The sequence below is a fragment of the Okeania sp. KiyG1 genome (assembly GCF_014132355.1).
In the GTDB taxonomy this organism is placed as follows: Bacteria; Cyanobacteriota; Cyanobacteriia; order Cyanobacteriales; family Microcoleaceae; genus Okeania.
In genome coordinates, this window is the sequence record NZ_BLZO01000099.1 from 1 (window position 1) to 18,179 (window position 18,179).

The 18,179-nt window shown below is 35.7% G+C and carries 16 protein-coding genes and 1 pseudogene; 11 read left to right on the forward strand and 6 right to left on the reverse strand.

All coding sequences use genetic code 11. The features are described from left to right. Positions 1 to 292 precede the first annotated feature (292 nt). A complete protein-coding gene (locus tag SAGCYANO_RS45510; protein ID WP_237396621.1) occupies positions 293 to 544 on the reverse strand; it encodes an ion channel in 252 nt (83 codons plus the stop codon). A gap of 138 nt (positions 545 to 682) precedes the next feature. Further along, positions 683 to 955 carry an ion transporter gene (locus tag SAGCYANO_RS45515; RefSeq protein WP_237396622.1) on the reverse strand — a complete coding sequence of 91 codons (273 nt, stop codon included), beginning with the start codon at positions 953 to 955 and terminating at the stop codon, positions 683 to 685. A 413-nt stretch (positions 956 to 1,368) separates the two neighbouring features. Between SAGCYANO_RS45515 and SAGCYANO_RS24140 the strand changes: the two genes are divergently transcribed. The 3 genes and pseudogenes from SAGCYANO_RS24140 (at position 1,369) to SAGCYANO_RS45525 (ending at position 3,744) form a co-directional block, all read left to right on the forward strand. Further along, the gene (locus SAGCYANO_RS24140; protein ID WP_202222411.1) at positions 1,369 to 3,123 is read left to right on the forward strand and encodes a pentapeptide repeat-containing protein; all 1,755 of its coding nucleotides are present in this window, start codon (positions 1,369 to 1,371) and stop codon (positions 3,121 to 3,123) included. A gap of 12 nt (positions 3,124 to 3,135) precedes the next feature. Beyond that, a pseudogene (locus SAGCYANO_RS45520) lies at positions 3,136 to 3,492 on the forward strand (pentapeptide repeat-containing protein); the annotation flags it as partial. After that, complete coding sequence (locus SAGCYANO_RS45525) at positions 3,493 to 3,744, forward strand: pentapeptide repeat-containing protein (RefSeq protein WP_255502685.1); 252 nt, start codon at positions 3,493 to 3,495, stop codon at positions 3,742 to 3,744. Between the two features lie 904 nt (positions 3,745 to 4,648). Here the strand turns inward: SAGCYANO_RS45525 and SAGCYANO_RS24150 are convergent. Beyond that, positions 4,649 to 6,265 carry a hypothetical protein gene (locus tag SAGCYANO_RS24150; protein ID WP_202222413.1) on the reverse strand — a complete coding sequence of 539 codons (1,617 nt, stop codon included), beginning with the start codon at positions 6,263 to 6,265 and terminating at the stop codon, positions 4,649 to 4,651. Continuing rightward, a complete protein-coding gene (locus tag SAGCYANO_RS24155) occupies positions 6,262 to 7,470 on the reverse strand; it encodes a glycosyltransferase family 4 protein (protein WP_202222414.1) in 1,209 nt (402 codons plus the stop codon). The genes SAGCYANO_RS24150 and SAGCYANO_RS24155 overlap by 4 nt, the downstream gene beginning before the upstream one ends. 120 nt (positions 7,471 to 7,590) lie before the next feature. On the opposite strand from SAGCYANO_RS24155, the gene SAGCYANO_RS24160 reads away from it, so the two are divergent. The 3 genes from SAGCYANO_RS24160 to SAGCYANO_RS24165 all read left to right on the forward strand — a co-directional run bounded on the left by SAGCYANO_RS24160 (position 7,591) and on the right by SAGCYANO_RS24165 (position 9,592). Continuing rightward, positions 7,591 to 8,277 (forward strand): hypothetical protein, encoded by a 687-nt coding sequence (locus SAGCYANO_RS24160; RefSeq protein WP_237396623.1) that lies wholly within the window; start codon positions 7,591 to 7,593, stop codon positions 8,275 to 8,277. A 114-nt stretch (positions 8,278 to 8,391) separates the two neighbouring features. Continuing rightward, entirely contained in the window at positions 8,392 to 8,523 is a 132-nt protein-coding gene (locus SAGCYANO_RS47985; RefSeq protein ID WP_255502683.1) for a hypothetical protein, read from the forward strand. A gap of 79 nt (positions 8,524 to 8,602) precedes the next feature. Continuing rightward, the gene (locus SAGCYANO_RS24165) at positions 8,603 to 9,592 is read left to right on the forward strand and encodes a glycosyltransferase family 2 protein (RefSeq protein ID WP_202222415.1); all 990 of its coding nucleotides are present in this window, start codon (positions 8,603 to 8,605) and stop codon (positions 9,590 to 9,592) included. Between the two features lie 593 nt (positions 9,593 to 10,185). Here SAGCYANO_RS24165 and SAGCYANO_RS24170 read toward each other — a convergent pair. Both SAGCYANO_RS24170 and SAGCYANO_RS24175 read right to left on the reverse strand, forming a co-directional pair. After that, positions 10,186 to 10,356, reverse strand: a complete 171-nt coding sequence (locus SAGCYANO_RS24170; RefSeq protein WP_202222416.1) for a hypothetical protein — start codon at positions 10,354 to 10,356, stop codon at positions 10,186 to 10,188. Positions 10,357 to 10,539: 183 nt separating this feature from the next. After that, positions 10,540 to 11,667 (reverse strand): ParB N-terminal domain-containing protein, encoded by a 1,128-nt coding sequence (locus SAGCYANO_RS24175; protein WP_202222417.1) that lies wholly within the window; start codon positions 11,665 to 11,667, stop codon positions 10,540 to 10,542. A gap of 754 nt (positions 11,668 to 12,421) precedes the next feature. Between SAGCYANO_RS24175 and SAGCYANO_RS24180 the strand changes: the two genes are divergently transcribed. From SAGCYANO_RS24180 to SAGCYANO_RS24190, 5 genes are all read left to right on the forward strand, one after another. Beyond that, positions 12,422 to 13,243 (forward strand): hypothetical protein, encoded by an 822-nt coding sequence (locus SAGCYANO_RS24180; protein ID WP_202222418.1) that lies wholly within the window; start codon positions 12,422 to 12,424, stop codon positions 13,241 to 13,243. A gap of 1,683 nt (positions 13,244 to 14,926) precedes the next feature. After that, a complete protein-coding gene (locus SAGCYANO_RS45530; RefSeq protein WP_237396624.1) occupies positions 14,927 to 15,460 on the forward strand; it encodes a P-loop NTPase fold protein in 534 nt (177 codons plus the stop codon). A 47-nt stretch (positions 15,461 to 15,507) separates the two neighbouring features. Beyond that, a complete protein-coding gene (locus tag SAGCYANO_RS45535; RefSeq protein ID WP_237396625.1) occupies positions 15,508 to 16,158 on the forward strand; it encodes a hypothetical protein in 651 nt (216 codons plus the stop codon). 20 nt (positions 16,159 to 16,178) lie between these two features. Further along, positions 16,179 to 16,922 carry a hypothetical protein gene (locus SAGCYANO_RS45540; protein ID WP_237396627.1) on the forward strand — a complete coding sequence of 248 codons (744 nt, stop codon included), beginning with the start codon at positions 16,179 to 16,181 and terminating at the stop codon, positions 16,920 to 16,922. Positions 16,923 to 17,050: 128 nt separating this feature from the next. Then, positions 17,051 to 17,971 carry a PD-(D/E)XK nuclease family protein gene (locus SAGCYANO_RS24190; protein ID WP_202222419.1) on the forward strand — a complete coding sequence of 307 codons (921 nt, stop codon included), beginning with the start codon at positions 17,051 to 17,053 and terminating at the stop codon, positions 17,969 to 17,971. Positions 17,972 to 18,179 lie beyond the last annotated feature (208 nt).

Here is an 18,179-nt window from a genome sequence, read left to right on the forward strand (position 1 = left end):
GGTTCGCGATCGCTCACTCTTTATCAGAATAATTATTATTATGAGAAAACATTTAATTCTTGGAAGGGGATTATATATTTTTAAACCCTTACCCCACAATACTTTTGAGGCGCTTGTCACCCCGTGAGCTATAACTGTTTAACCGGATTTGATATCATTAAGATGATTTGTTTGAGAAAGACTCAACTCTGTACCACACATTTTACAAAATTTGGCATCTATATCGTGGTTAGAAAAACCACAACCACTGCATACTTTTTTCTCTTTTTAGCTGTTTTTATAAGTTGTTTAATTAAACTCCAAGCTGAGAAGGAATTAAACTAATACCTGTTAATATCATTAAAACAGTTAATAAACGACCATTTTCTGAAGCAGGAGTGACATCGCCAAATCCAACAGTTGTCATTGTAACAACCGAAAAATATACAGCATCTAAAAAAGTCTTAAATGATTCAGAGTTAACACCATGCTCTACTTGATAAATTAAGCCAGAAAAGATAAAAATAATTGTAAATAAAGTAAATAATATTCTCGTCAGAATCACTCCATCTTCTGTATTAATCTGAAAATAGAAATTTTGAATTTGAGAAATCTAATTAGCCTGAGAATTCGCAACCATCTGATAAGTCTAATAAAACTCAGTTCTAAAATTCCTGGAAAAATAGGTAAAATTGCCAATAAATCAATAATAGAAAAAACTAAAAACAAACTTTATTTTTTTTTCTGCGCACCAGAATCTCAGTAAATATTCAATGGCAAAAATACTAAAAATAACACGATCTATTAGTTCTAGTTTGATAAAAATTTTATCTGGAATTGGATAAGTTTCGGCAACAAAGATAGCTGAAGAAAAGAAAATCAAAAATAGCAGAATAAAATTAATAGCTTTACCGATAGGAGTTTCAATATCCTCCAGATAAAATGCTAGAGTTTTTTTTGTGAGTTCAAGTAACATAATTTCTCATTTTCTGCTTGAGAGCATTCAAGAATTCAGAATTTAGAATTTAGAATTTAGAATTACCTCTTCTTATAAACTTAAGAGGATTGGATAAAAGGATTTTTTTTCTTCTCTTGGTCGATTGGATATGGCGAGGAGACCGCTCTTATCAGAGCCGCTCCGAATTGCGCCATCCCTCGACCGCTTTTTTCTCCATGAATGGAGAGGCTTTATACCTGAATTTTTCGGTAACTATCAAACTAAATTGTCATTATAATGTTTTATAATGAATGTGCCAATTATCTACAAATTACAGCACTTTTGAGGATAGTGAGGTACATTTATAAGACTATTTATTCCTATATTCTCTGTTGCCTGTTGCCTAGAACAATAAAACTTTGTACCTCATCCACTAGAAAACTGCTGTAATTATGTCTGACCTAGAATCAAATTTATCTGCTCTAGTTGCTAAGGTTTCACAATTGGAAAAACAACAAGTTAGTCTCAAAAGATATGTTGTTAAATTGAAACATACTTTAGATGAGCAGATAGAAAATTTTAATCATCGACCGGAAATACAAGATATCGAAAATTTACAGAAAAATTTTGTTGCTTTAACTCTACGTTTAGATGAATTATTAGCTTTAAATAATCCCATAAAATCAACTACAGAAACTCAAGATAAATCTCCGGATAATTGGCAAAAAACTGAAGAATATCAAAATCAATTAGTATTTAACCGTACTGATAGTCGTGATGTATTAATCGAAGCATTAGAAACAGCTCAAGCACGATTAATTATTGTTTGCCCTTGGTTAAACTTTAATAGTATTGATGAACATTTACTGAAGAAATTAAAGAATTGTTTAAACCGCAATTGTCAGATAGATATTGGTTGGGGATATTTAGGCGATCGCTTGAATATTGGCAAAGGTTGGAAATATAATGCTTTGCGAGATTTACAAGATTTGGAAGAAAGTTATCCTGGTCTATTTCGGCTGAAGTTGTTAGGAACTCACGAAAATTTCTTGGTGTGTGATGAGAGGTTTGCTTTTGTGGGGAGTCATAATTTTTTAGCTTCTGGCAATCAAAGTTTGGAAAGAGAAGTGGGAGTTTTGACGAGTGATTCAGAAATTATTCAAGGATTAATTAACCGTTTTGATGATGGTGAAGGTTTGGATGAGGTGGAAATTAATCGTAGATTTGCAGCAAGTGTGAAAAGTTTGGATGAGGTGGAATATTTGCCTGGAGTTATTGATGAAAGTGAAATGGAGTTTAGGGATTTTTCGATGGTGGTAGGTGAAGATGAGGAGGAGGAAGAAGAAGTGGAATATTTGCCTGGAGTTGTTGATGAGAATGAAATGGAATTTCAGGATATTTCGATGATGGTAGATGAAGATGAGCAGGAGGAAGAAGAGGAAGAAGAAAGTCAAGAACCTGTGGTTAGTGCTGAGGAATTTTTGCGTAGATATAGTGAAGGAGAGCGAGATTTTACTGGGATTAATTTGTCTGGTGTTGATTTGAGTGGAAAGTCTTTTAGTGATTCAAAATTAAATTTGAGTAATGCTAATTTTAATGGTGCAAATTTGAGTGGTGCAGATTTAAGAGACTTGAACTTGACAGGAGCAAAATTTCAAAGTGCTAACCTCTCTGAAATTAAGTTGTATTCAGCAAATTTAAGTCAAACTAAGTTTATTAATAGTAACTTGAACAAAGCAAACCTTTATAACACTAAACTAGAAAAGGCAAAGTTCAGAAATGTGAATCTCAGTGAAGCTAATTTAGAGTCTGCAAATTTTACTGAAGCTAACTTAAGTGGAGTTAACTTTAGTAATTCTCAACTATCAAATGATGCAAATTTCAGTAGTGCAAATCTCAAAAAAGCAAATTTGAGTAGATTAAATTTGAGGAATGCAAATTTTACTAACGCAGACTTGAGTCAAGCTGATTTGAGTAAAGTAAATTTATTAAACGCAAAATTTGAAGGAGCAAAGCTGCAAATGGTAACAATGAATCAAGCTCTTTGTAGCGAAACAACTGTTTTTCCAAAAGGTTTTAATTTTACTAAATTAGGTGTTTATTTTATTGCTCCTGCTGCTTCATTATCAGAAGTAAATCTAGCTGGTCGTGACTTGAGTCATGTACACTTAAGAGAAGCAAACTTACAAGGAGCAAACCTAAATTAAACTAATCTTAATAACTCCGATTTAAGTGATGCAAATTTAAGCAATGCTCAGTTAAAGAAAGCAAATTTAGTTAATACAAAATTTGTTGAGGCAAATCTTAAGAAAGCTAATTTGAGTAAAGCATCTATAAAAGGTGCAGAACTAAAATTAGCAGACCTGAATCAAACAAATTTTGTCTTTGCTAAATTACATGGTGTTAATCTAACAGCAGCAAATCTTAGTCAAACAAATTTTGCTCATGCCAATTTATATGATGTTAATTTAACAGCAGCCAACCTTAGTCAAACTGACCTAAAAAATGTACAAAATTTTAATCAAGTTAACCTTTGTGCTGCCAACCTAACTGGTGCCAATTTAGTCAGCTTATCTTTGTCTAATAATCAGACACTTACTGGTGTTAATTTAAGTGAAGCAAACCTTTGTGGTACAAACTTGAGTCACACTAATTTAAGTAATGCTAACCTAACTTTAGCAGACTTGCGTGGGGCAATTTTGATGAATTCCAATTTAGAAAAAGCAAACTTAAAAGAAGCAAATATAACTGGTACAAACTTTGGTGAAGGAAATACTAAAGCTAACTTGAAAGGCGCAACAATGCCAGACGGTTCAACCCACGAATAATATAAATAGTAGGTTGGGTTGACAAAGGAAACCCAACTAAAAAATTTGGTAGACCCCCATAGTAACGTTATATCAAATCAGGTAGCATCAGTGTAATTAGATAAAGAGGGTGGAGAGTTTGGATATATGGGTAGATAAAGAAAGATGTGGCAATGGCGCGAGGATGGAAAATTTTTTATACCGAACCCGAGCGGACTTGATATTAGAAAAATTATAGACAGAACTGACTCATTTTTCCCAGAAAAACACTATATATACCATAGTGCTATAGTTTTTCTCTACTATATATAGTGCTTTTGCTTAAGTCCTGATAGAAAAATTATAGACAGAACTTACTCATTTTTCCCAGAAAAACACTATATATACCATAGTGCTATAGTTTTTCTCTACTATATATAGTGTCTTTCCTTAAGTCCTGATAGAAATATTACAGCAGTCGCCATTATTATTAGGACATTCTCGCTCCTCTCAAATTGACAAATTTATTCCGTACTGCAAGTTTAACTTTAGACTTCAGATAGATGGGAATGCTCAACTTAAGGGAGCAAGATTCTCCCACTCTCATGCTCTATAACCAAAATAATTACAATACACTACACTACCAAAAATGTATCTATATACTTTTTTCTCTTCTCCTGACTCCTGACCAAAAAGTAAGGTAAATAGCTTCCTCTTTTAAGGGGATGAAAAAGCGGTTGAGGGATGGCGAGGTCCCCTCGCCATATCCAATCAACCAAGACAGCGGTCGTTAGCGGAGCTTTCCCGTAGGGTGGGATGGCGAGGAAACCTGTGACATATCCAATCGACCAAGAGAAAATCAACTTCAGTATTTTCCTAGCCTCCCTATTCCATGAGGTACTGATAACTGATAACTGATAACTGATAACTGAAATGACTTCTGACTTCATAACACTCCTCCTCGCTGAATTCTCTGCTGCTGTATAGTCTCCTTCTTAGCAAAAGCAGCATCTAATTGATCCAATAACTTCCCAATCTTTTCCTTTGCCTCCTCGCTAGTCTGAGGTTGCCTATTTAACCACGACATTGCCCTTCTTCGCCCATTTTGACTAGCCACAATTAAAGCACCCCAAGCCATAGCATTAGTTTCAGCTTGATTTACCCTTAAAGCAGCATCAACTCGACTACGGAGACGACCAGTATCATTTTGCAGTAATTTACCAATCTCATAAGTGCTGCTCACATTATTTTCAAACACACTGAGACTTTCTTGCCAACGACCATCAATTAAACCAGCCAAAACCTTTTGACTTGGACTTGCCCAAGAAGCGATCGCCTGAGCTTCCGTAATCTTGGCATGAAATTTGATTAAATCAAATTGAGCTTGTGCTTTTTCAGGCCATTGAGATTTATCCATTAAATTCTGTCGCAGAGGTTGAATTAAAGCAAAAGCACCAGACCATAAACCATTACGAGCTAATCTCAGAGTATCTTGATAATACCTATCTCCAATAGGAGCTTCTTGTAAAGAAATTTTCTCTAATTCAATCGGATTAAGTATAAACTTTCGTGGTTGAACCCAATAAATATCAAAATCAGGATCTAATCCCACAGTTTGCTCAACCACCAACTCTGGATCTCCTCCTCCAGTCATTTCCTGCCAGATGGGAGCTTGACCAGCAGAACTTTTCCATTCCAACATCGAACTCAAGTAATTTTTTTTGGGATTGTAATTGACAATTTGCCCATAAGGAATAGTTTTATTGTTTTGTAATCTTTGACCACTGACACTAAACCAAACTCCAGCAGTGGGAACTTTGCCTTGAAAACGACGTACCGTTGTTAAAGGTAAAGGTTTATTTGAGCCTTGGGGAGCAGAAGTAGACTTAATAGTAGATGAAATGACAAAAGACTCAGCAGGACCTTGGAGTGGTAAAGTATTAACTAATCGAAAATATGGTTTACTCCCTTCTCGTTGGTTAACAGACAAAATTGATTGATAGACTCGCAACTCTACTAATTTCCGACAAGGAGTTTCACAGGGTAAAGAAGCTCTAGAATCAATCTGCTTCATTACTGGCACTAATACATCTAAAATAGAATCTCCTGCTGTGCTAGGAAGAGAAAAAGTTTCTCCGGCACTAAACCCTTCCTCTTTGACACTATTCTTAATCTGGTCAAGAGTTTGCAAAGATTTATTCCCGGATATATAAAATTGAGTCCACTGTGGCAATAATTGATTAAACCAAACTATAGCATTAGGGTCAGAAATTAACTTTACACTAATCCATGCCCCCATTGCCATCAAACCAGAGCCACCAAATAATAAAGTTATCCCTACCCATTCAAGCATCCATTTTTTCCAAGGTAAGGATGTTAAAGAAAACTTTTGAGATTTAGATAATCTCCTCTGACGCCTAGATTTAGAGACAGAAGTTATCCGGCTAATTTGTGGAGTTTTCTTAGTTCTAGGATTATCAGATTTCTGAGCTGTTTTAGCAACTTTAGGAAACTTAGCTTGATTGTAACTAGCTTTAGAGTCGTAAATCTTCTTTTTCATCATCCTAGCAATACCTGCTCATAGCGCTGACCTTGAACTTCCCAAGTATACTCCGTTTCTATGAGCGATCGCCCATTTTCTGACAAACTCTGTCTCAACTGCTCATCCTCAAATAACCGACTAATGGCCTCTGCATACTCTGCTATTTGATTTGCTCTTAATGCTCTGAGTGGTGTATTTGCACCATCAACTGCTAGACCTTCTAAACCACGGTCACTGGCCACAACAGGTGTACCTGCTGCCATTGCTTCTAAAGTTTTATTTTTAATTCCAAAACCAGTACGCATCGGAATCACACAAACGGTCGCTTGATGTAAATATTCTGCCATGGAAGGTACGCGACCTGTAACTTTTACTCCTGGGTAATTTGAAAGTTCCTGTACTTCTGGTACTGGTCTTGCCCCTACCAGAGCTAAAGTTGTATCTGGATAACGCTCTTGTACCTTAGGTAATATTTCCAAAGTCAGAAAGCGAACCGCATCAATATTAGGAAAATTATCCATAGCTCCCACAAAAATTAATTGATGTCCCCCGGGGTCGTTACTTCGATAGGGAAATTGACTAAAATCTACCCCATTAGGAATAACTGATATTTGACTATTGGGGTTAAACTCTTGTAGTTGTTTCCCATCTTCCTCAGTTGTTGCAACTATACAGGAAAATTTTGAGCAGTAGCGTTTTTCATAACGAAGCAGTAAAGGTAGATTCAGTCTATCTCGCAATGGTTTTTCTGCTGTGCCAGTTTCTAACTGTTGCCTACAAGTACCATAAACCGAACTATGGACATTAACTAGAGTTTTTAGTTGTTGTTGCCATTCCGGGCGAATATAAATTTCATTCACACAATGTTCGCAAGTAATGGCCTCACATTTACCTGCTGCCACAAACTCATCCACCCAATTTTGCATTGCTGGAGAATATATAGAAAGAACACTTGGTGGAGTACCTTCAATCAGAAAATTACTAAAACGTCTTAGTTTTACTAATGTTCCTTTTGTTGGTTCTTGGGGGCGTGGAAATACGGCCAACTCTTCCACATAAGACCGCAATGAATCTATTTCTGAATCATTGACATCTGGAGACCGTTGTGTTACCAAAGTAACAGAGTGTTTTTGACTCAAATATTTGAGTAGATTAAAAGTTCTAACTTGAGTACCACCTCGGCTAGGAGGATAGGGAAAGGTGGAGGAAAGCATTAGGATTTGCATACAGTTAGTAAGTTCCTCTAGATTTTTCTTTATATACAGGTGATTTATTATATTTAATAACAATATTATATTATTAATTTTAGTTAGGCTCTAAATATTTTAATTTTACAAATAAATTTTATGGTGGAAAAATCCAAGATAGTTAAAGCATTAAAAAAACCCGATCTAGCCTTGAAGAAAGGTAAGCGTTTTCTAGCACATAATGTTGAAGATTTTATCAGACTTATTACCCAGCAACACAAACTTTCAGAAATAGTTAATCAAAAGGAAATTCGAGTAGCAGGCATGAAACGCACTGGGAATCATGCCATTATTAACTGGGTTAAAAGTCAACAGAATGGTGATGTAGGATTTATTAATAATGTATTAGCCAATCAAAACCCCTATCGGTACAAGTATGAAAATCTTCGAGATAAATTTCCAGAGCATAAATGGGCAATAGAAAATAACCACCAACAAGCTAAGGGAAACTTTATTAAAAGAGATTGTTTGATTTACAGCTATGAAGATTTTCCCCTGGAGCAGATAGCAAGCAATAAATTCGAGCGTAATCACGATCTATACTTAGGAAAAAGTGCTATGAGGTACGATTTACTTATTATTAGAGACCCTTTTAATCTGTTTGCAAGTAGACTAAAAATATCTTCTAAGGCGACACATTTTTTATCAGTAAATTCTCCGAATAAAACCATGATTGATTTATGGATTGATTATGCAAAAGAATATTTAGGAGAAACAAATTATCTCAAGCACAACAAAATTTGTATAAATTATAATCAATGGTTTGCTGATGTTGAATATCAGTGAAACATTGCTGAGAAACTGCAAATAGAATTTTCTGATGCAGGAATAGACCGGGTAACGAGTTTTGGTGGAGGTAGCTCCTTTGAAGGAAAACAATTTGATGGCAAAGCAACATCAATGGATGTCTTAAACCGATGGCAAAAAGTAGCCGATGACCCTAAATACAAGCAGTTTTTTAATCAGGAAATATTTGAATATTCAGAGCAAATATTTAGTCATATTCCCGGGGCTGAATCTTTAATGAATTAGGAGAAATAACTGTAACAATTTAACCATTATTTATAATTCAATACTGGGCTAATTATCTATTGAAATTATTTAATTTATTATGACAAAAGTTAGCGTTTGTATCCCCACTTATAACCGAGCAAATTTGCTGCCTTATGCAGTAAATAGTGTTTTGAATCAAACTTACAATGATTTTGAATTAATCATAACTGATGATGGCTCAAAAGATAACACTGCTGAAGTAGTTAGTCAGTGGAATGATTCCAGAATTCACTATATTCAGCATCCTCAAAATATTGGACGTAGTAAAAATATGCGTTCTGGTTTTGATGCTGCTACAGGAGATTATTTCATCAAATTTGATGATGATGATGCCTTGACTCCAGAATTTTTAGAGAAAACTGTGGCAGTATTAGATGAGATGCAAAATGTAGATTTTGTCTGTACAAGTCATTGGGTTATTAATGAAAAAAGTGAACGAGAGGAAGTTGCCACGAGAGAGAATGCTGCTAAGTGGGGAAAGGATAAGTTGGAGCAAGGAATTATCCCTAACTTACTTAAAGAAACATTTCAATACCAAAGTTTGCAGGTGGGTTCAACTTTGTTTCGTCGTTCTTGCCTACAAGAAGTTGATTATATGCGGCCTGAAGCAGATGGATGTGAAGACTTTGATTTACTGGTCAGATTAGCAGTAATCGGAAAAGTTGGATATTTTATTCCAGAATATCTTATGGAATATCGTTTTCATAATCGTCAAACCAGTCTAAGACAAGATATTCACTTTTTATCTGCTAAAGCTTTCTGTATTAATAGTTATAAATTTGACGACCAGAAATTGGAAAAATCACGTTTATTTAAGTTAGCACAGACGAAACAAATTCTAGGAATTAGATTAATTGAAAAGGGTGAAAGTGTTAAAGGGAGAGAATTATTACAACAATCAAGCCAAATACTAGGAACTTCATTCAAGACTAAATTTGCTTTAGTATTATCTTACCTACCTCTAAATTTACGACAATTTGCTTTGCAAAGTTTTAGGAAAATTCGCCCTCAAGACTATGCCGATCGAGTTAGAAAAGCAACTACTTAAGTTGGAAATAACTAGGGTTTGCTGAATAAAATTGTAATCAATACCTGTAAAGGTTTCCAGGGTTAAATATTGCTGAGGGGGTGCAAGGTTTTTGGCTCTTTTTGTCTAAAAATGCTAATATTTTTCCCCTAACTATCAGAAAATTTTGCCGTAGCAGATAGTCTAAACTGTTGCCTGTTGCTTTCCGGAGCTGTTGCTTATCATCACCATCAGACTTTTTCAGCAAACCCTAACTAGGTATAATTTTTTAGCGATCGTCACTCGATCGATCTTCCTAGAAGATGATGATTACTCGATATTGGCTTGTTCAATAATTGATAATTGATAATGGATAATTGATAATTACCTCTCCCTAAAAGGAAGAGGATTGAATCAAAGGAAAATTTTTTCTTGTTTCTCCTTAAAAGGAGAGGCTTTAAACCTTAATTATTCGGTAATAATACAGGCCATTTTTTTGGCCCAAGTCCTGTTTAGGGCATAATTGCTAAAACCAAAGAAACATTACGGTAATCAATATCAATTTATACCAGTCGAAGGAAAGGTTAGGACAGATCAAAAGGTTAAACTAAGACAACGTCATTTCAGTTAGCCTCCTAGGTCGGAGCTACGCTGACAGTACCTCTAGCTGTTTGCGCAGAATTCTGCAGGAAAGCCTGATGCTTGACATCAAGAATATTCTCTTTTCTCTTTGTAAGATTTTTCCTTCTTCCTTCTTCCTTCTTCCTTCTTCCTTCTTCCTTCTGGTATATATTGTTTTCATTCAAATCAAAAAAGTCATAGCAATATAGTCAAAAGTCACTCCTACTATCTTCAACAGGTTTACCAAACGGTGATTTCAGAACTCCGTAAATTAAACGATATTGTAATGAGCAACTTTTGACTTAATCTTTGACGCAGGCTAACTACCTGCGCTATGTTACACTACCGATCCTCAGATTACACTCATTCTAACTAGCAGCAGCGTCAGCTTCTCGAAGAGCTTTGAGAATTTCAGGACGTTTCATACGCGCATAGCCACGAAGTTTCCGCTCTTGGGCAATTTTCTTCAGTTGCCTGAGTGACTTGGTATCATAATCATCCATGGGAACTTCCGGCTCTACAGGAGCTGCTTGAGCTTTAGTCTTTCTAGCAGTAGTTTTTGTTGTACTCGCCTTAGACCTCGACGATCCTGTAGAACTTGATTTACTCTTGGTTGTTGTCTTACGTGGTGTCTCAGTTTTAGCTGCGACTTCTTCAGTAGAATCAACATCTGGTATTGTCTGTAATTGACGCCGAACCGCAGATACTTGAGTTTTTAAGTCATCTTCAATATCTTGAACTGACTGGGAGAACTGATTAATTGTTTTGACAATCCCTTCGAGTTTTTTCTCTATTTGTTTATCGAGATCGTCAAGTTGTTTTGATAATAAGTCCACATTCACTCCTGATAAAGAATTAGAAGTTGTTTTTTTTGTTGTTGAACTTGTGATTTTTCTTGCCAATTTTTCTACCTTATCGTTAACTGAATTTTCTAGATTTGTAATCAAATTTTTGAGCTGTTCAATTTGAACAACATCCGTCCCTCGATCCTGCAAAGATTTTACTTGTTTTTTGAGTACCTCCTCATTTTTCTTGATAGATTGATCGATTTTTTTCGTGAGAGAATCTACTTTTTTATCGAATGATACCTCAAGTTGCTTCATTAGATGCTCAAAGTTTGGTGTTTCTATAACAGGTGGTTTAGTTAACTGCTCTATTTCTGCCACAGCTATCTTTGCTTGTTCATCTGTCATTTCATAAATCCAGGCCCATAGTTCCTTGATTTCAGCTTCTTTTGCAACTTGATACCAATCAGCACCACGAACGATTTCGTACTGCTGCTCGGAATCGTCATTCTCTGTTAATCTGACAATTAATGGGATTAAGTTACTGCCTTGTTCAGAAAGACTCTTAACTAAGGCTTCATATCTTTCTGTAGGAATATCTCTCACCTGAGAGTCTGGTACAGTAATTTTGGATATGGGAGTTAACTCCAAACTTACTGGTTGTACTGGTAAATCTTCTTGTCGATTTTTTCGCTTCGTTGATGAAACCATTTGCTTACAACTTTTCCTTGGTTCCTAAAATCAAATAAAGGTTTTGGGCTAATACTGCCTAGATAGCATTCTCCCGGTGACATTTTCTTTGTGACTCCTCTTTATCACTTTTGAGAAATTCAAGATTTTCAGCTGTTACAGCTATTGGGAAAATCAGAATTTCATCACAGTTTGATAAAATAGAATTAGGTGCTGGGAGTTCGCAAACTGTTTAGTTCTGCCAAACAGGACTTATGATTATTGCATAATCTGGGAAACTATAATTAATTTTTAGGCTAGAAATTCATACAGCTATAAATAAGTACGATCTCCAACATTACTTTTTTGGCTTGTTGGTTTTTACTCTGCCTTAGTATATTTTTTTATTACCCAGATTTTACTTTCACAAAATTACTTTAGCATACTTTCATTTACTATGGAAGACAATTAATTACGATCTTAAGTAGCAATTGATTTTTTGCTCTGAACTCAGCGAACACTTACTACCTTTTGTTGCAGTTATCACTTTAATACTACAATTTAACTAGGTATTGCCCAGTTTGGACTGTAGGAATGGCGATCGGCTTAAATTGCTCTGAACTGAATTAACTGATGGCAGTAGATTTTCTGGCCATATCAGGGAGCGATCGCGTAACTCCATTCTGGTGTCTGAAGTTATTTTTTAACTTTTTTGCACAAAATAGTCAAGGGGTACCTATCAGATTAATAATAATATTAATTTGCTGATTTTTGCAAGCGAGGAGCAGACGATCGCATGGATGTTAAAGATTTAAAATTTCTGTTAAAATTACTGAGTTATCCAAATTATCAAGTATCTATTACTAAAATTAACTTAGAGTCTGACATGAAGGTCTCTGAGAAAAATCAAATTTGCTCCAGACTTGGCGATCTAGGGTTGGTAAAATTTACTCGAGAAGTTACAAAAATTAATATAAAACCCAAAGGAAAATCACTCCTAAATAATAAAAAAGCTGTTAATTCACTCACCACAGAAGAATTGAAAGTGTTGAAAGCTACTGCTAAAGGTGCTATTTCTCCAGCGGAGACTGGTCTTGATAGTAGCTATAGGAAAGCTGTTATCACAGACTTACTAGAGCAAGGTTTGATTAAAGTTATCGATCAAAAAATCAAAGATGTCTGGTTAACAGAAAAAGGAAAGCAATTTTTGTGCCAAGAATATTCTTCTGGCAGTACTGCAAAAGAGATATCTTTAAAAATGTTAAGCGACTATCTTGATTTAATGCGTAGCAACTGTTGGCTTTACCTCCCTCAACAAGAAAAACAACCGTTCTCCCAAATGCCTAACAAACCTAAGGACTCTGAGATTTTAGCTGTGATTCGAGACTTAGACCAAAATCTAGGCACAAATAACTATCTACCTATTTTTCATCTGCGACACAAATTACAACCTCCTTTATCTAGAGAAGAACTAGACCTAGCACTTTACCGTCTAGAAAAAAGTGACCAAATAGAATTAAGCTCCTTACAAGAGGTAAGTTCCTACACTCCAGAACAATTTGAAGCAGGTATCCCTCAAGATATTGGCGGAAGTTTATTTTTTATCATTCCCTACTAATATCATCTCCGGTAGCATCGATGTAATTAGATAAAGAGGGTGGGGGATGGGAGATGGGGGATGGGGAGATGGGGGGGATGGGGAGGTGGGGAGGTGGGGAGGTGGGGGAGGTGGGGAGTAGGGAGTAGGGAAAACCTAAAAAGCGTCGGGAGGAAGTACGCAGCGCCCGTTTTAACGGCTGGTTGAATAACGACACGCGGGTAATAAAGCAAATTAAAAGTCTGCTATACTAGCGGAATAAGGAACAAGGTTTGTCGCCATGACATGAGCGCGCTTTGCGGTGAAATTCCGGTGGACAGGAGACGGGGAATTAACTTCCTACGACGGCTGTTAGCTCCGCATTCGGCACCGAAAAGCAAGTAGGCAGCTAGAGCAGCGAGAAGATTGCTCCAACCAGTGCGAGTAAAACCACTCGTGAAAGCTAACAAAAAAAAAAGTAAACTCACAGCTAGATTTCTGTCTATCTAGAGGAGCTTAGGAGTCCGTTGACAGGCTTTAAGCAAATGTGGATTTATGAGAGGCTGCGTGCGGAAGTAAATTCCTCACATTTATTCGCCCCGTCCCAAATGGGGGTGGACTAACCACAGAATCCAGGGTGTTTCAACCCCTGGAGATGTCAACCTTGCTCTTGATTTAATTTTTCCGGTAGTCCTGTAGATGTAGTGATATTCATAAATAAACCCCTTTCACCGTAAGGAGTTTAACTGCAAAAACCACTACTTGTACACCACTAGCATTTTTCCATAAGGCAAAATCAAGATATTCCCTAACTATAGCGCTACGCAAATATTTTAGGACATTTCTCTATTCCCAGATCTGGTGTTCCCTTACAGCTAAAATTTTATTGTCAAACGCCAAAAGACTTCGTGCTATACAAAAAAACTTACAGCGGTTTTCATTTGGGTAGACTACAGTAGGGACGTTCCATGGAACGTCCCTACAAAGTTTGATGTGTGAAGATGTGGTTCATCAATGAGCAAAAGCGCTTTCAATAATTGATAATTGATAATTGATAATGGATAATTGATAATTAGGGCTTGCTGAATAAATCTAAAACCTTTACCTGTAAATGCTTTAGACTTTTTAGGTCTTGAAATTGTACCTGGTTTTCAGCTCTTCATGCTCAAAGAAAGAGCGTATTTTGGGCAAGAGTTGGGCAAAAAAATTCTCCCCTACTCCCCTACTCCCCTTTTCCCTCCACCGGAGGGGTTAGGGGTGGGTCCCCTACTCCTTAAAAAAGACTTTTGAGCGCAAACCCTAATTACCTCTCCCTAAAACGGATAGGATTGAATAAAAGGAAAATATTTTCTCTCTTGGTCGATTGGATATGGCTCCGAGACCATTCCCTCCGGGACGCTTTCCGTTCCGGAATGCTACCGCAAACGCGTTAACGTAGTTGTGCGCTAGCAAACGCCATCCCACCCTACGGGAAACTGCGCTACGACCGCTTGTTTCTCCACAGCGAGTGAGAGGATTTTTACCTTAATTATTCGGTAATGTATAGCAGAAGGCAGAGGGAAAAATCTTACCTGGTCTAAGTTGTAGGTTATTGAGCTGTCCGCGCCCTTTGCTTCAACTGCTATAGCAGTATTTTTTGAAACTGGTATAAATTTTCCTATATCTGCTCCTATATCTGCTATCGTAATTCTCTAACCAGTCCAAAAAATATTACCAGTTTATACTATGGCATCTATAGATCGGATTATTCAAAGAGAAGTTAATCCTTTTGACCCAGTCAGTCTATATACTATTAATTTTTGGCAGGAGCAACAAAATCCTACCCTAAATGTTGATTCTATCCATCAAAATATTATCTGTGATATAGAAATAGTGCTAGAGCAGGTTGCCCAGGAACATCGTCCCCGAACATTGATACTGACTGGTGACTCTGGTTCTGGTAAAAGTTATCTTTTAGGGAGAATCAAAAAATTATTCAATACAAAAGCCTTTTTTGTGTATATCGATCCCTGGCCTGATAGTGATTACATCTGGCGTCATATTTTGCGTCAAACAGTAGATTCTCTGATGAAAACTCCGGAGGGTCAAATAGATTCTCAGTTGTTACTATGGTTAAAAGGTCTATTGGCTTTCCACAATAGTAGTTTACTGAAAAAATTATTGGTGAAAGAAGAGTATTTATTAGAAATCTCAAAGGTATTTATGCTTCTGGCATTTATAATCCTAATGATTTTTTTAGTGCCCTTTATTATCTGTTAAATCCAGATTACATATCGATTGCCTGTGAGTGGTTACGGGGGGATGATTTGGACGAAGATGATTTAAAATCTTTGGGGATTAAAAGTAGTATAGATTCTGAAGATTCTGCTCAGAAAATTATGACTAATTTGGGTATTATTTCTGCTGCATCTCAACCTATTGTTTTATGTTTTGATAATCTTGATAATATTCCTCGGTTATTAAATGGTTCTTTGGACTTGCAAGCTTTATTTAATGTTAATTCTAATATTCATACTCATTGTCCACAAAATTTTCTAATAATTATTAGTATTATTACGAGTACCTGGAAACAAAATTTTGAATTGATTCAACCTGCAGATAAAACTAGAATAAATGCTGGATATTTTCATTTAAAGCCGATTACTTTAGCACAGGGAGAATGTTTATTAGCGGCTCGTTTGAGTCCTTTGCATTCTCTGGCTACACCCCAGCCTAAATCACTTATATTTCCTTTGTCAACAGAAATATTAGAAGAAAAGTTTCCTCGGGGTAAAACTCTACCTCGCAATATCTTAGAATTGGGACGTAAGGAATACGATCGATATAAAAATAAATTATTAGATGAGCCAGAAAATTCTCAACAGTTAACACCTGAAACACAATTAGCGACTTTTAAGTTGATTTGGCAAGATAAATATAGAAAGACTCAGAAAAAATTAATAAAATTACTGATTTAGCAGCACCAGAATTGATTAGAATGCTACAAGAAGTATTAAATGCTGTGAAATTTCAGCAGGTAAAAACTAAATTATTAAGTGGGAAGTATGCTAGTCATTCTTTGAGTTATAAACAACAAAATAATGAGGAAATAATTGGTGTAATATGGACGGAAGATCCAAATATGAATAGTTTTTATAATACAATGAATGGTTGCCAGAAAGTGGTGGATCAAAAGTTATGTCAAAGTTTATATTTAGTGAGAGCTGCTGAGGTGGGAAATGCTAAAAATATGAGCAATAAAATATATAGAAAAATTTTTAAAGGTAGATTGAAAAATTGTCATATTCAGCCAAACCTGGAATCTGTATATTTTTTGGCTACATACCATAGTTTGGTGAATGCTGCTCTCGCTAATGAATTAACGATTGAAGGTAAGATTATTAGTCTCAAAGAGTTAGAAGAAATAATTTGTGAATCACAAATTTTAAACAATTGTAGCTTATTACAAGATTTATCTGTAGTCGCTCCAGTAAATAGTCAAGAACAGCAAAGTGATTTAGATTTGAATGAGGTGAAGGATTTTGTGGTAAATTTAATTGAAACACAATGTTTTATGGAGCGCAAAAACATAATTGAGAATATACTAAATAAATTTGTCAATATAGAGCAGTCAAAAATTGATTCAATTATTGAAGAGCTTGAAGGAGAACAGAAAATAAAAAATATTACTCCTACATCAAAATTAGATCGACAATTAGTTTGTTTTATTCCTAGTTACTAATGAACATATAATGAAAATTAGGAACGATAAACAAAAATCAATATTTATGTAGATAAAACTAATAATTTTTGAACAATTTTTAGCGTTCTTAACTGCTTAAAAACCTGGAAAATCAGGATAGTTTGTCAATGCCAATAATTAATAAACCTCAACTACAGTCTCCCCCATTCAGTGTTACCAATGTTAAAGTTGCTTTTGAGTGCCCACGTTTATTTTATCTGAAACAACGTTTTGGGGGCGAGCATCTATTTTTGTCAAAAGATTATATCCAGGAAATTGATAGTGCTTTTCTCGGTTTAGCTAATCAGTTGATGAATATGATTAGGCAGGAATCTAAGATTCAAGCTTTGTTTGAGGGACAGTTTGAGGAATTGATGGTAGAGGCGATCGCTCATCAAATACAACAATTATTTTATGAGTCGATTTTCTTTCCTTATTTAGACACAATAATTACAAAGGATTCTAGTCTAGCAACAGCATTCTATCAAATTTGGCAGCTATTAACTAAACTAATTTTAAATATATCTAAAATTATTGTTAAAAATCGACGTTATTGTCATGAAAATGTTGTAGTTCGTCGCACATTAATTACAAGGGAAATACTACTAGATTATACTTTTAAAATAGCAGATGGTAAGACTCAAAAGTTGACGGGGAAAGTTAATAATTTAATTTTTGATTTTGAATCTCGTCGTTTATGTGTGGTTAATTATCAGACTTATGAAACTGTGGAAGTATCGTCTCAGTTAATGGCGGTTGCTTTGTATAGTTTTCTACTGAAGCAAAAGAAAAAAGTGCCTGTTGATGCGGTTGTTTATTGGGTTTTACCTGAGTTGGGAGAGTATTATTATTTGTGGGAAAAGTTAGAGAATGTGGTGGAGAGTTTAGTTCCTGCTAAGTTACAGGAGATGCGAGAGTGGTTAAGGTGGGAGGAGTCTCAACCTGACCCACCTCCACGGACGGAGCATGAGTATTTGTGTGATATTTGTCCTCAGAGGGAAAGGTGTCAGAGTTTTTTTGATGGGGGTGATTCAACAATTAATAATTAATAATTAATAATTAATAATGAAATTGTTTTTATAATGGGGATGCGTGAGCAATCCTCCAAAAACATTTCACCTTAAAAGGCGGGGTTTTAGACTCAATTATTTTGAGAGATAGTAGGTTGGGTAGAACTAAGTGTTAGCGGAGCTTATTCGTTGGGATAAACATAACTTGTAGGTAGGATTGATTCAACATATCATCTTGGTACGAGTT